This is a genomic window from Blastococcus colisei (assembly GCF_006717095.1).
Lineage (GTDB): Bacteria > Actinomycetota > Actinomycetes > Mycobacteriales > Geodermatophilaceae > Blastococcus_B > Blastococcus_B colisei.
The window spans coordinates 1,303,448-1,316,733 of the sequence record NZ_VFQE01000001.1 but is presented as its reverse complement, the minus strand read 5'-3'; the positions used below and the strand labels follow the sequence as shown (position 1 = coordinate 1,316,733).

Genomic DNA, 13,286 nt, shown 5'->3' with positions numbered 1-13,286 from the left:
GTCAGCTGACGCTGACGACGGGCGCCCCGGAGGGGGTACCGGCCGCCGTCTGCGCCTCGGCGATGCGCATGGCTTCCTCGATGAGGGTCTCCACGATCTGCGACTCCGGCACGGTCTTGATGACCTCGCCCTTGACGAAGATCTGGCCCTTGCCGTTGCCGGAGGCGACTCCCAGGTCGGCCTCGCGGGCCTCGCCCGGGCCGTTCACGACGCAGCCCATGACCGCGACGCGGAGGGGGACCTCCATGCCCTCCAGCCCGGCGGTGACCTCGTCGGCCAGCGTGTAGACGTCGACCTGGGCGCGCCCGCACGACGGGCAGCTCACGATCTCCAGGCCGCGCTGGCGCAGGTTCAGGGACTCCAGGATCTGGTTGCCGACCTTCACCTCCTCCACCGGCGGGGCGGAGAGGGAGACCCGGATCGTGTCGCCGATGCCCTGGGACAGCAGCGCGCCGAAGGCGACCGCCGACTTGATCGTGCCCTGGAAGGCCGGCCCGGCCTCGGTGACGCCCAGGTGCAGGGGGTAGTCGCACTGCGCGGCCAGCAGCTCGTAGGCGCGCACCATGATCACCGGGTCGTTGTGCTTGACGGAGATCTTGATGTCGCGGAAGTCGTGCTCCTCGAACAACGAGCACTCCCAGAGGGCGGACTCGACCAGCGCCTCGGGGGTGGCCTTGCCGTACTTGGCCAGCAGCCGCTTGTCGAGGGAGCCGGCGTTGACGCCGATCCGGATGGGCGTGCCCGCGGCCTTGGCCGCCCGGGCGATCTCGCCGACCTTGTCGTCGAACTTCTTGATGTTGCCCGGGTTGACGCGGACCGCCGCACATCCGGCCTCGATCGCGGCGAAGACGTAACGGGGCTGGAAGTGGATGTCGGCGATGACCGGGATCTGCGACTTCTTCGCGATGATCGGCAGGGCCTCGGCGTCGTCGGTGTCGGGTACCGCCACGCGCACGATCTGGCAGCCCGACGCGGTCAGCTCGGCGATCTGCTGCAGCGTGGCGTTGACGTCCGCGGTCTTGGTCGTGCACATCGACTGCACGCTGACCGGGAAGTCGCTGCCGACCCCGACGCCGCCCACGTCGAGCTGACGGGTCTTGCGCCGGGGCGCGAGGACGGGTGGGGGTGCAGCCGGCATGCCGAGGCTGACGGGGATCGCCATGCAGCCAGTATCCCCTGATCACCGATCCGCGCCGCCGAGGCGACTGTGACCTGCGCCGACGGGTCCGCATGCGTCGCCCCGTGGGGCGTAACCGCAACCATGCGCATATCGGCATGAAGTGAGGCACCCATAACCGCAGCCATGCGCATATCGGCCCCGCGGGTCAGCCGAGGGTGATCGGGTTGACGATGTCGGCGATGAACAGCAGGGCCGAGAGCGCCAGGAACAGCCCCGCCACGACATAGGCGACGGGCATCAGCCGAGCGATGTCGAAGGGCCCCGGGTCGGGCCTTCCGCGAAGCCGGGCGACAGTCGAGCGGGCCTTCTCGTAGAGCGCCCCGGCCACGTGCCCGCCGTCGAGCGGGTAGATCGGCAGCAGGTTGAACAGGAACAGCACCAGGTTCACGCCCGCGAGCAGCTGGAAGAACGTGCTGATCTTCTCGGTGGTGGTGAAGTCCTCCAGCGCGAAGATCTCACCGGAGATCCGCCCCACGCCGACCACGCCGATGGGGCCCTGGGGGTCGCGTTCCTCCCCGAGGAACGCGGCCCGGAACAGCGCCGGGATCTTCTGCGGGATCTCCGCGAGCCGGTCGACCGCTCGGACGACGTACTCGCCGAGGAAGGCCGGCACCTCGGTGACCGACTGCTGCACGTAGGGCTGGGTGGGTCCGATGCCCACGTAACCGACGACCTTCGTCTCGGTGCCCTCGGCGGAGGCGTAGACCCGGTTCTCGATCGGCGTCACCGTCAGGTCGCGCCGTTCGCCGTCCCGCTCGACGGTGAAGGTGACCGGCTCGTCGGGGCTCTGCTGGATGGTGCGCTGGACGGCCGTCCAGCCGACCTCGGTCTCCTGCGAGATCGGCTCACCGTCGATCGCGACGATCGTGTCGCCGGGCAGGAGGCCGGCCCTGGCGGCGGGGCTGCGTGCCGGCAGCGCGCAGCCGGGCTCGGTCGATTCGCAGGCCTGCCCGTCGGGGGTGATGGGGACCGAGCAAGGGTCGTCGGCCGCCGCGGTCGACGCGCCGGCGGGCAGCACGCAGCCGGGCACCCGCGCGATCGTGGTCGAGGCCTCCGGGATGCCGAACGCGGTCAACACGATCGTGAAGAAGAGGACCGCCAGGACCAGGTTGTGAAACGGCCCGGCGAACATGACGATGACACGCTGCCACCAGGGCTTCTTGTAGAAGACGCGGTCGCCGTCCGTGGGCCGGACGTCGTTGAGCGCCTGGCCCCTGACCTCGGCGATGAAGCTGCGCATGCGCGTGGCGCGCTTGCTCTCGCCCTCCTCGGCCGGCGGGATCATGCCGACGATGCGGATGTAGCCGCCGAGCGGGATGGCCTTGATGCCGTACTCGGTCTCGCCGCGGGTGCGCGACCAGATGGTGGGCCCGAAGCCGACCATGAACTGCGGCACGCGCATGCCGAACTTCCTCGCCCAGAAGAAGTGGCCGGCCTCGTGGAAACCGATCGAGAAGAGCAGGCCGATCGCGAAGGCGACGATCCCCAGGACGCTCAGCAGGATCCCGCTCAGTTTCAGCCTCCGGCGATGACGGCCCGGGCGTGTTCCCGGGCCCACTTCTCCGCCGCCAGCACGTCCTCGACGCAGGTGGGGGCGCCGAGGTCCGGCGCGTCGTCGAGGGTACGCGCGACGAGGTCGACGATGCCCCGGAACGAGAGTCGACCCGCCACGAACGCGGCGACCGCCTCCTCGTTGGCGGCGTTGTAGAGCGCCGGGACGACGCCTCCCGCCTCCCCCGCCAGCCGGGCCAGGCGCACCGCCGGGAAGGCCACCTCGTCCAGCGGCGCGAACTCCCAGGTGTTCGCGGTCGACCAGTCCAGCGCCGGCTGGACGACGGGCAGCCGGTCCGGCCAGGCGAGTGCGAGTGCGATCGGCAGCCGCATGTCCGGGGGGCTGGCCTGGGCGATCGTCGCGCCGTCGGCGAACGTCACCATCGAGTGCACGATCGACTGCGGGTGCACGACGACGTCGATGTCGGCGTAGGGGACGCCGAAGAGCAGGTGCGCCTCGATGAGCTCCAGGCCCTTGTTGACCAGGGTCGCGGAGTTGATGGTGATCACCGGCCCCATGTCCCAGGTCGGATGGGCCATCGCCTGCTCGACGGTGACATCGGCCAGCTGCTCGGCGGTGCGGCCGCGGAACGGGCCGCCGCTGGCGGTCAGGACCAGCCGGGCCACCTCGTCCCGGGTGCCGCCGCGCAGGCACTGGGCCAGGGCCGAGTGCTCGGAGTCCACCGGCACGAGCTGGCCGGGGGCCGCGGCCTCGGTGACCAACGCTCCTCCGGCGATCAGCGACTCCTTGTTGGCCAGCGCCACCGTGCGGCCGGCCCGCAGGGCCGACAGGGTGGGCCGCAGCCCGATGGAGCCGGTGATGCCGTTGAGGACGACGTCGGCGGGGCGGGCGGCGAGCTCCTCGGCCGCCCGGGGACCGGCCAGGATCTCCGGCAGCGAGTACTCCCCCTTGGCCCAGCCGCGCCCGGAGGCCGCGGCGTAGAAGGCCAGCTGCAGGTCCTGCGCCGCGGTCGCCCGCGCGACGGCCACCGTGCGGACGCCGAGGGCCAACGCCTGCTCGGCCAGCCGGGCGACGTCCCCTCCCCCGGCCGCCAGGCCGGTGATCTGCAGCCGCTCCGGATTCTGCTGGGCGACCGCGATCGCCTGCCGGCCGATGGAGCCGGTGGAGCCGAGCAGCGTGACCTGACGAGGTGAACTCACGGACCGCATCCTTCCCGAGGAGGCGGCGCGCCGTCGCCGCGCCACCTCGCCCGGTGTCCGCCCCTCGCGCCTGCCAGAATGTCGGTGCTCGCGAGCGCGCGGGCCCACAGGACACCAGCGCCGCGAAGGCGGTCGACGAGCGCCAGCGAGGAGAAACGCGTGAGCGAGACGCAGCGGGTCAACCAGCCCGGTCGTGAAGAGGGCGTCGTCCGCGTCGGTGACCACCCCGTGGAGCACGAGCGGCCCGAGGACTGGGGCTGGCACGGCGAGACCGGGAACAAGGGGCGCATCGGTGCGTGGATCGCCGTCCTCGTGCTCCTGAGCTACCTGGTCGGCAACCACGAGGGCCGGATGGAGGACCTCTGGCTGCTCGGCATCGCGCTGATCATGGTGCTGATCCTGTTGTGGGACGTGCGCCGCCGGAAGAACGCCTGGCGCAGCCGCTGACGGCACCGATCCGGATCGACGAGGCCCGCTCCCGCGAGGGAGCGGGCCTCGTCGTTCGTGGCACCAGGATGGTCCCCCGAGTCCCGATACCGAACCGTTACGGAACCGCGTCAGCGTGTCGTCACTCACCGGAGTTGGATCTTGCGGTCGGAGCGATAGACATCGCACTGACCGGTCCGGACGTCGGGCCGCCGAAACTCGACGGAGACCCTGATGCCCCGCCCGTTCCTCACCCGTCTCGCCACAGGTAGCCTGCTCGGCGTCGTGCTGGCCGGCGCCTCCCTCGCCACCGCCCCGGCTGCTGGAGCCGCACCCAGCACACCCGTGCTCTCGCCGAGCTCGGTCACGGCGGGTCAGTCCTTCACCGTCTCCGGCGCCGGCTGCACGCCGAGCACCGACCCGACCAACCCGATCGCGGCCGTCGCGTTCATCGATCTCGGCCCGGACGCCCAGATGGGCATCGGCGACGGGGCCGAGCCGGCCGCCGACGGCTCCTGGACGGTGTCGCTCACGATTCCGGAGGGCTTCCAGTCCGGGACCTACGACGTCATCTCCGGCTGCGCCGACTACCTGGGCACCTACGAGTTCCAGTACCCGACCACCACGGTCACGGTCGGACGGCCCGTGCCGCCTGCGCCGGCCACCTGCGGCAGCAACTGCCAGGTGGTCGCGCCGGGCGCGAAGCTCAGCGCCGACCGGGCGGTCGTCCCGGGTGAGCTGCGGAACCTCGCTCTCTACGGCTACCTGCCGTTCGAGCAGGTCACCCTGGTGCTGCACTCGACCCCGCAGACGCTCGGCACGTTCACGGCCGACGCGAACGGCATCGTCGTCGTCGCGTTCCGGGCGCCCGAGGGCACCACGGCCGGTGACCACACCCTCAAGGTCACCCGCGCGGACGGCTCTGTCGTCTCCTACGCCATCACCATCGCGGCCGCGAAAGAGCAGCTGGCCAGCACCGGGGCGGACGTGACGGTGCCCCTGATGGTGGGTGGGGCCCTCCTCGCCGCCGGCGGCGGCGCGCTGGTGGTCGCCCGCCGTCGGAACGCCGGAGCGACGCAGGTCTGAGCACGTCGGTCCGGGCGACGGACGCAGGTCGGGCATCGCCCGGCCTGCGTCCGTCGCATGCCCGGCGCAACCGGCTGCTCCGCCGGGTGGGATTGACCCTCGCGGTCCTCTCCGTGGTGCTCGGTCTCGGCGCCGCCGAACTGGCGGTCCTGGCCGGACGGGTGGACCGGCTGGACGTCGTGCTGCCCGACGGGCCGGGGACGACGTGGGTCCTCGTCGGCCTGGACTTCCGCGCACACCTTCCCGCCGGCACCACATCCCGTGACTTCGGGACGACGGCCCAGGTGCCCGGTAGTCGCGCCGACGTCATCCTCGTCGTGCACGTCGCCGCCTCCGGAACGACGATGCTCTCGGTCCCCCGCGACCTCGTCGTCGCCGGGGCCGCGACGCCGGGCCGGCTGGCGCTGAGCTGGCTGGACGGTCCTCAGTCCACGGTGGACGCGCTCTGCGGCATCGGCATCCCGACCGACCACCTCGTCACCGTGGACCTCGGGGGCTTCGCGGCGGTGGTGGACGCAGCCGGGGGGCTCGAGGTCGACGTCCCGGCACCCGTGCGCGACCCCCAGGCCGGACTGGAACTGCCGTCCGCCGGCCGCCAGCACGTCGATGGGCGCACGGCACTGGCCATGGTGCGGTCCCGCCATCCCGAAGAACTGGTCGACGGGGCGTGGACGCCTGCCACCGTGGACCCCGACGGGCGCGCTGCGATGGCGGGAACGGTGCTCGGGGCACTGACCGACACCGTGCGCCGCTCGGCGGCCTCGCCCTGGCGTGCCCATGCGCTCGCGTGGTCGGCGTCGGCCGCCCTCACGATGGACCGCCACACCGGGCTGGCGGACCTCGGTTCCCTGCTCCGCGCCGATCTGGGCCGCCCGGTCGTGCTGCCCGTCGGCGAGCCCGTCGGGGGCACGGTCACGCGGTTCGCCACCCCCGAGACCCACGCCGCGGTGGAGGCTGCCGGCATGTCATGCGCCGGGTGACCGCTCAAGCGATGGTGACGCCGATCAAGGAGCCGATCGCGTACGTGACGCCCGCTGCCAAGGCGCCGAACAGCATCTGGCGGAGGCCGGCGAACCACCACGGGCGCGGGGTGAATCGCGAGGACAGCGCACCGGCCGCCAGGAGGCCGAGACCGCCGAGCAGCAGCGCGGCCCACAGCACGGAGAAGCCGAGCAGGTAGGGCAGCAGCGGCAGCAGGGCACCGGCCGCGAAGGTGAGGAACGAGGAGACCGCCGCCGTCATCGGGGACGGCTTGTCCTCCGGGCTGAGCCCCAGCTCGGCGACGACGTGCAGCCGCAACGCCGTCTCCGGATCGCGGGAGAGCTGGACGGCGACCTTGCGTGCCAGCTGATCGTCGACACCCCGCACGCGCAGCATCTCGACCAGCTCCGCGAGCTCTCCCTGGGGGTTGCGCTCGAGCTCGCGGCGCTCCTTCTCCACCTCGAGGTCGAGCTGCTCGTTCTGCGTCTTCACCGACGTGTACTCGCCCAGCGCCATGGAGATCGCCCCGGCGACCATGCTGGCCGTCCCGGCCAGCACGATGGCGCGCGGCGTGCCGCCGCCACCCCCGACGCCGGCCACCAGCGCGGTGTTCGTGACCAGGCCGTCCATGGCCCCGAAGACGGCGGCCCGCAACCAGCCACCGGAGACGTCGGCGTGGCTGTGCTCGTGCGCCTCGGCCTCCGGAGCGGCGGTCACTCGTCGCCCTCGGCGCCCAGCTCCACCGGCGGCTCCACCGACGGCACCGGCACGGCGACACTCGGGACGCCTGCCACCTGGTCCGCGGCGGCGAGCTGGCCGCAGGCGCCGTCGATGTCCTGCCCGCGGGTGTCCCGGACCGTCGTCGCGACGCCGGCGGCGCGCAGCCGGGCGACGAACTCGCGCTGCGCGGGCAGCGGGCTGGCGTCCCAGGGGCTGCCCGGGGTCGGGTTCAGCGGGATGAGGTTCACGTGCGCGAGCTTCCCGGCCAACAGCCTGCCCAGGAGGTCCGCCCGGAACGGCTGGTCGTTGACGTCGCGGATCAGCGCGTACTCCACCGAATACCGGCGGCCGGTCTTCCGCGCGTAGGCGTCGGCGGCGTCGATGACCTCGCCGACCTTCCAGCGGGTGTTGATCGGCACCAGGGTGTCGCGCAGCTCGTCGTCGGGGGCGTGCAGGCTGACCGCCAGCGTGACGTTGCGCCCTTCCTCGGTGAGCCGCCGGATCGCCGGTACCAGCCCGACGGTCGACACCGTCACCGAGCGCTGGGACAGGCCGAGCCCGTGCGGGGCGGGGGTGAGCAGCGCGTCCAGGGTCTTCCGGACACGCGGGTAATTGGCCAGCGGCTCGCCCATGCCCATGAAGACGACGTTGGACAGCCGCCCCGGGCCGCCGTCGAGCTCGCCGTTGGCCATCGCCGCGGCCGCGGCGACCGCCTGCCCGATGATCTCGGCGGCGGACAGGTTGCGGGTGAGTCCCTGCTGGCCGGTGGCGCAGAACGGGCAGGCCATGCCGCACCCGGCCTGGCTGGAGATGCAGACGGTCGCCCGGTCGGGATAGCGCATCAGCACGCTCTCGACGAGCGCGCCGTCGTGCAGCCGCCACAGGGTCTTGCGGGTGCGCCCGTTGTCGGCGGTCTGGTGCCGGACGACGGTCAGCAAGCCGGGCAGCAGCGCCTCGGCGAGCGCCTCCCGGGCGTCGGCCGGGAGGTCGGTCATCTGCGCCGGGTCCGCCACGCCGCGGTAGAAGTGCCGGGCCAGCTGGTCGGCCCGGAAGGCCGGCTGCCCGAGCTCGGCGACCGCCGCGCGGGCCTCCTCGCGGGTGAGGTCGGCGAGGTGGCGCGGGGGGATCCCCCGGCGGGGGGCGTCGAAGACGAGGGGGAGGGCAGTCATGGCGTCGCCCATGGTCCCACTACCGTGCGCCGGGTGACGAAGCCCGAGACGGACCTCACCCCGCCGGAGGCCGTCCTCGACTCGGTCGGGGTGGGCCCGTGGAGCGGATCGTGGCCCAACGATCCCCGGTTCGACCCCGAACTCCTCGAGCACGGCGACCGGCGCAACGTCGTCGACCGCTACCGGTACTGGACCGTCGAGGCGATCGTGGCAGACCTCGACACCCGCCGGCACCCCTTCCACGTGGCCATCGAGAACTGGCGGCACGACCTGAACATCGGCACCGTCGTCCGGACGGCGAACGCGTTCCTCGCCGAGGCCGTGCACGTCGTCGGGAAGAAGCGCTGGAACCGGCGCGGCGCGATGGTGACCGACAGATATCAGCACGTCCGGCACCACCCCGACGTCGCTGAGCTGGTCGCCTGGGCCCGGACGGCGGACCTGCCGCTCCTGGCCGTCGACAACCTGCCGGGAGCCCGGCCGCTGGAGACGGCCGGGCTGCCGAGGGCCTGCGTGCTGCTGTTCGGGCAGGAGGGCACCGGCCTGTCGCAGGAGGCCCGTGACGCCGCGGACGGGGTGCTCTCCATCGCCCAGTACGGCTCCACCCGGTCGATCAACGCGGGGGTGGCTGCGGGCATCGCCATGCACGCGTGGATCCGACAACACGCGGTGTAGGCCGACAGGGTGCGCGGATGCGCACCTCCAGGACTCGGAAGTGCGCATCCGCGCACTACTGCCGGAGCGGATGGGGCGTCAGCGCCTCCGGGCGATGACGGCGAGCAGGCCGAGGATCACCAGGTCGACGGCCATGAACCCGAGCGCCTCCACCTCGTCGTACGCAGTGAGCTTCACCAGCCCGAAGACGAGGTCGACGAGCAGCACGCCGCCGAGCCAGCGGATGACCCGACGATCGCGGCCGAGCCGGGCGGCGCCGACGAGGTAGGCCACGGCCAGCGCGGTCGACCACGCCGCGACCGACCAGTCCACGCCCCCCTGGGGGTCGCCGCCCTGCTCGGCTGTGGCGAAGAACGTGAAGTACGCGGTGCCGTAGAGCTTGACGGCACCGAAGAGGGCGAGCAGGACCCGAGTGCCGTGCAGCACGGCGTCGCGCCGGATCGGGGGGCGAACAGCGGTGGTGGTCATGATCTCCTCCTGGACGGGGCCGGAGCGGCGCGAGGAACGCTAGGGAGAACGGGCCCTCGGCTGCATCGACCGCGGGGCTGTTCCTGCGATCAGCCCACGGGCTGATGGCAGGACGCGCGCAGCGCCCTACGCTCCGGCTCGTGGACGAGTCGCGGCGCCGTCCGGCCCTGCCGATCTGGTCCGACGTCGTGCTCGCGGCTGCCTTCCTCGCCGTGTCCGCGGCGCAGATCGCGGTCGCCCCGATCGCCGGCCCGGTCGTGTCGGTGGTCGTCGCGCTGGGCTGCACGGTTCCCATCGCGTGGCGCCGCACCGCCCCCGCCGCCGCGGCGCTGGCCATGACGGCGGTGTGGATCATCCCGACGCCCGAGGGCTACCTGCTCCTCGGCTACGTGATCGCGGCCGTCCTCTACTACTCGCTCGGCGCGTACGAACCCCGACCGTGGCGGGTCGTCGTGGTCACCGCGGTGGGGGTGACCGTCGGCGTCGTCGTCACGCTGCTCGGGCCGGAGATCTGGCAGGCCGCGATCGGCTCGGTGCTCGCCGTCGCCGGCCCTGCCGCGGCGGGCCGCCTCGTGGCCCACCAGCGAGCGCAGAACGCCCGGCTGGAGGAGCTCACCGAGCAGCTCGTGCAGGAGCGGACCGCCGCCGAGCGTGCCGCGGCCGCCGAGGAGCGTGCTCGGATCGCCCGCGAACTGCACGACGTCATCGGGCACGAGGTGACCGTGATCGCGCTGCAGGCCGATGCCGCCGCGGCGGCCCTGGCCAAGGCACCGGAACGGGCGGCCGCGCCCGTGGCCGCGATCCGGCGGTCGGCGGCCGAGGCGCTCGACGAGATGCGGCGGGTGGTCGGCATGCTCCGCGCCGCCGAGGAGGACGACGACCTGCGGCCCCAGCCCGGACTCACCGACCTGCCGGCTCTCGTGGAACGGACCCGCTCGACCGACACCGACGTGGTGCTCGACCTGCGGCCGCCCCAGGTGCCCGTTCCGCAGAGCGTGCAGGTCGCGGTCTACCGGGTCGTCCAGGAGTCCCTGACGAATGCCCGGCGGCACGCGCCCGGCTCGGCGGTCCGCGTGCGGGTCGACGTGGACGCCGGCGCAGTCTGCGTCGAGGTGGTCAGCAGCGGCGGCGGGCAGGGGCGGACGCCCGGCGGCGGGCACGGCCTGGCGGGGATGCACGAGCGGGTGCGCATGCACGGGGGCGAACTCGAGGCGGGCCCGACCGTGGACGGTTTCGCGGTGAGCGCCCGGCTCCCGCTCGGGGTGCGGGCCGCCCCGTGACCGGCGCGGCACCGGTCACGGTGGTCCTCGTCGACGACCAGGCGCTGGTACGCGACGGGCTGCGGCTGATCCTGGAGCTGGCCGGCATCGACGTCGTCGGCGAGGCCGTGGACGGCGCCGAGGCGGTGCCGCTCGTGCTGGAACGGCAACCGGACGTCGTGCTCATGGACCTGCGCATGCCCAGGATGGACGGCGTCGAGGCGACCCGGCGGATCGTCGCCGCCGGGGTCCGGTCACGCGTCGTCGTCCTCACCACCTTCGAGGGCGAGGAGCACACCTTCCGGGCGCTGCAGGTCGGTGCGACCGGTTACCTGCTCAAGGACGCCGGCGGTGAGCGGATCGTCGCCGCAGTGCGGGCGGCCGCGGCCGGTGACATGCCGTTGGCTCCGTCGGTCGTCGCCCGGCTGGTGGCCTCCTTCGTGAGCCGCCCGCCGGTCCCGCCGGCCTCGGAACGACTGCGTCCGTTGAGCGGGCGCGAGCGCGACGTGCTGGCCCTGATCGGCGCCGGCCGGTCGAATGCCGAGATAGCCGAAGAGCTGTTCATCTCGCCGGCGACGGTGAAGAGCCACGTGCGGCACATCCTCGCCAAGCTCGACCTCCGGGACCGCGCCCACGCGATCGTGCTGGCCCACGAGTCGGGGCTGGTGGCCGGCGTCCGCGCGCAGCGTCGAGCGCGGCCTGCCAGGCTCTGCCCATGAGCCGTCTCGCCGACGTCGACCTCTCCGTCAGCCTCCCGAAGAAGGAGGCCCAGCGGCAGCTCGAGGAGGCCCAGGACCGGCTGGTCCACCTGCGCCTGCTGCTCGGCGGCCAGATCGGCCCGGGTGAGCTGGGACCGCCGCTGTGCGTGCTCTTCGAGGGATGGGACGCCTCGGGCAAGGGCGGGGCCATCAAGCGCCTGGTCGGCGAGCTGGACCCGAGGCACGTCCGGGTCGCCCAGTTCGCCGCCCCGACGTTCGACGAGAAGCGGCACCACTTCCTCTGGCGGTTCTGGCCGGTCCTCCCCGGCTGGGGAGGCATGGCCGTCCTGGACCGCACCTGGTACGGCCGGGTGCTCGTGGAGCGGGTCGAGGGCTTCGCCTCCGAGGAGGCATGGCAGCGGGCCTACGCCGAGATCGTGGACCTGGAGACGACGCTGGCCGCCGAGGGCACGATCCTGGTCAAGTTCTGGATGCACCTCTCGCCCGAGGAGCAGCTCCGCCGGTTCGAGTCCCGCAGGGGCGACCCGTACAAGGCGTGGAAGCTCACCGAGGAGGACTGGCGCAACCGGGAGAAGCGCGGCGCCTACGAGGCCGCCGTCGCGGAGATGCTCGAGCGGACCGACCACCCCTGCGGCCGCTGGCACGTCATCGCGGCGGAGGACAAGCGGTGGGCCCGCGTCGCGGTGGTGCGCACCGTCTGCGAGGCGATCGAAGCCGCCCTGCGCGCCCGGGGCATCGACGCCGATCCCCCGCTGGCGACCGTCGACAGCTGACCGGAGGCCCCGCCCTGTTCGTCCACCTCATCGAGCCGCGGCACTGGCGGACCGCCCTGTCCGAGGGCGCGGTCCGCCCGCCCTCGCTGGAGTCCGTCGGATTCGTGCACCTGTCCACCCCCGAGCAGGTGCATCTCCCCGCCCAGGCCCTGTACCCGGGCCGCCGGGACCTGGTGCTGCTGGTCGTCGATCCGGCCCGGCTGACCGACCCGGTGCGGACGGAGCCCGGCGTGCCGGCCGACCCGGACGGTCGGCTCTTCCCGCACCTCTACGGCCCGCTGCCGGTGAGCGCCGTGGTGGCCGTCGTCCCCTACCGCCCGCCGGTCGCGCCGGTGCTGCCTGCCCCGGACGACGTCCTCGGCCGGACCGTGGCGTTCTACGCGTCCCTGCCGGTGCGCAGGGCGGTCGGCGTGGGTGACGTCCCGGGTGGCGTCGCCGTCCTGGACCCCGACTTCCCGCACTCCCGGGACAACAACCGGCTGGTCCTCACCGAGCCGGTGGACGCCGGCACCATCGAGGCCGCGGCCGGCGAGGTGGCCGGGAACGCCGGCTGGCCGCACCAGGCGGCGCAGATGCTGTGGCCCGGGGCGGCCGACGTCGCCGGGGAACTGACCCGGCGGGGTTGGGAGGCCGAGGAGCTGCTGCTCATGGCCCGGCGGCCGGATGGCCTGCCCGGTGCGGAGCGCGCCGAGGTGGTCGACCAGGGCGAGGTCCGCGAACTCTGGGACCGGTCGTGGCGAAGGGGTCTGGCCGACCTCGGCCCGGACCTGGACCGCGTCGTGGCGCAGCTGATCGGCCGCGAGCAGCTCAACGACCGGGTGGTCGCGGTCAGCGACGTGGTGGTCCGCGAGGGAGGCCGGGTGGTGGCCGCCGGTCAGCTGCGCGTCGACGGCGCCACGGCCGCGGTGGAGTCGGTGATGACCGACCCCGCGGTCCGGGGCCGCGGCTACGCCGACGCCGTCCTCGCCCGCTCGCTGGACCTGGCGGGCCGGGCCGGCTGCGACCTCGTGGTGCTGGAGGCCGCGGCCGACGACTGGCCGCGGCACTGGTACGCCCGGCGGGGCTTCGAGACGGTGGGCGTCTCGTGGTCCCTCAGCCGCCCGGCCTGATGGACCGCG

Annotated in this window: 14 protein-coding genes; 8 read left to right on the top strand and 6 right to left on the bottom strand. The window is 73.3% G+C overall.

What is annotated here, in order from left to right; translation table 11 throughout:
- Position 1: 1 nt before the first annotated feature.
- From ispG to dxr, 3 genes are all read right to left on the bottom strand, one after another.
- Positions 2-1,162 (bottom strand): flavodoxin-dependent (E)-4-hydroxy-3-methylbut-2-enyl-diphosphate synthase, encoded by a 1,161-nt coding sequence (gene ispG, locus FHU33_RS06310; RefSeq protein WP_211355017.1) that lies wholly within the window; start codon positions 1,160-1,162, stop codon positions 2-4.
- 163 nt (positions 1,163-1,325) lie between these two features.
- Positions 1,326-2,738 (bottom strand): M50 family metallopeptidase, encoded by a 1,413-nt coding sequence (locus FHU33_RS06305; RefSeq protein WP_246063334.1) that lies wholly within the window; start codon positions 2,736-2,738, stop codon positions 1,326-1,328.
- Positions 2,696-3,901, bottom strand: a complete 1,206-nt coding sequence (gene dxr / locus FHU33_RS06300) for a 1-deoxy-D-xylulose-5-phosphate reductoisomerase (protein ID WP_246063332.1) — start codon at positions 3,899-3,901, stop codon at positions 2,696-2,698. The genes FHU33_RS06305 and dxr overlap by 43 nt, the downstream gene beginning before the upstream one ends.
- A 150-nt stretch (positions 3,902-4,051) precedes the next feature.
- Here dxr and FHU33_RS06295 point away from each other — a divergent pair, with 150 nt between their 5' ends.
- From FHU33_RS06295 to FHU33_RS06285, 3 genes are all read left to right on the top strand, one after another.
- Positions 4,052-4,339: a DUF2631 domain-containing protein gene (locus FHU33_RS06295; protein WP_246063330.1), complete on the top strand. Its 288-nt coding sequence runs from the start codon at positions 4,052-4,054 to the stop codon at positions 4,337-4,339.
- 213 nt (positions 4,340-4,552) lie between these two features.
- Complete coding sequence (locus FHU33_RS06290) at positions 4,553-5,404, top strand: LPXTG cell wall anchor domain-containing protein (RefSeq protein WP_142024572.1); 852 nt, start codon at positions 4,553-4,555, stop codon at positions 5,402-5,404.
- An 86-nt stretch (positions 5,405-5,490) separates the two neighbouring features.
- On the top strand, positions 5,491-6,384 hold the full coding sequence (locus tag FHU33_RS06285) for an LCP family protein (protein ID WP_246063328.1): 894 nt from the start codon (positions 5,491-5,493) through the stop codon (positions 6,382-6,384).
- Positions 6,385-6,388: 4 nt separating this feature from the next.
- On the opposite strand, the gene FHU33_RS06280 is transcribed toward FHU33_RS06285, so the two are convergent.
- Positions 6,389-7,102: a VIT1/CCC1 transporter family protein gene (locus FHU33_RS06280; protein WP_142024570.1), complete on the bottom strand. Its 714-nt coding sequence runs from the start codon at positions 7,100-7,102 to the stop codon at positions 6,389-6,391.
- Entirely contained in the window at positions 7,099-8,274 is a 1,176-nt protein-coding gene (gene rlmN / locus FHU33_RS06275) for a dual-specificity RNA methyltransferase RlmN (RefSeq protein ID WP_142024569.1), read from the bottom strand. The genes FHU33_RS06280 and rlmN overlap by 4 nt, the downstream gene beginning before the upstream one ends.
- A 33-nt stretch (positions 8,275-8,307) precedes the next feature.
- Between rlmN and FHU33_RS06270 the strand changes: the two genes are divergently transcribed.
- Entirely contained in the window at positions 8,308-8,949 is a 642-nt protein-coding gene (locus tag FHU33_RS06270) for a TrmH family RNA methyltransferase (protein WP_142024568.1), read from the top strand.
- Positions 8,950-9,027: 78 nt separating this feature from the next.
- On the opposite strand, the gene FHU33_RS06265 is transcribed toward FHU33_RS06270, so the two are convergent.
- Positions 9,028-9,417, bottom strand: a complete 390-nt coding sequence (locus tag FHU33_RS06265) for a hypothetical protein (RefSeq protein WP_142024567.1) — start codon at positions 9,415-9,417, stop codon at positions 9,028-9,030.
- Between the two features lie 140 nt (positions 9,418-9,557).
- Between FHU33_RS06265 and FHU33_RS06260 the strand changes: the two genes are divergently transcribed.
- Genes FHU33_RS06260 through FHU33_RS06245 form a run of 4 tightly spaced genes read left to right on the top strand, consistent with a single transcriptional unit; the run spans position 9,558 to position 13,277 of the window.
- On the top strand, positions 9,558-10,697 hold the full coding sequence (locus FHU33_RS06260; RefSeq protein WP_170182336.1) for a sensor histidine kinase: 1,140 nt from the start codon (positions 9,558-9,560) through the stop codon (positions 10,695-10,697).
- Complete coding sequence (locus FHU33_RS06255) at positions 10,694-11,395, top strand: response regulator (RefSeq protein ID WP_142024565.1); 702 nt, start codon at positions 10,694-10,696, stop codon at positions 11,393-11,395. Before FHU33_RS06260 ends, FHU33_RS06255 begins: the two co-directional genes overlap by 4 nt.
- Positions 11,392-12,168: a polyphosphate kinase 2 family protein gene (locus FHU33_RS06250; RefSeq protein WP_142024564.1), complete on the top strand. Its 777-nt coding sequence runs from the start codon at positions 11,392-11,394 to the stop codon at positions 12,166-12,168. Before FHU33_RS06255 ends, FHU33_RS06250 begins: the two co-directional genes overlap by 4 nt.
- Positions 12,165-13,277, top strand: a complete 1,113-nt coding sequence (locus tag FHU33_RS06245; RefSeq protein WP_142026994.1) for a GNAT family N-acetyltransferase — start codon at positions 12,165-12,167, stop codon at positions 13,275-13,277. The genes FHU33_RS06250 and FHU33_RS06245 overlap by 4 nt, the downstream gene beginning before the upstream one ends.
- The last annotated feature ends 9 nt before the right edge of the window (positions 13,278-13,286 follow it).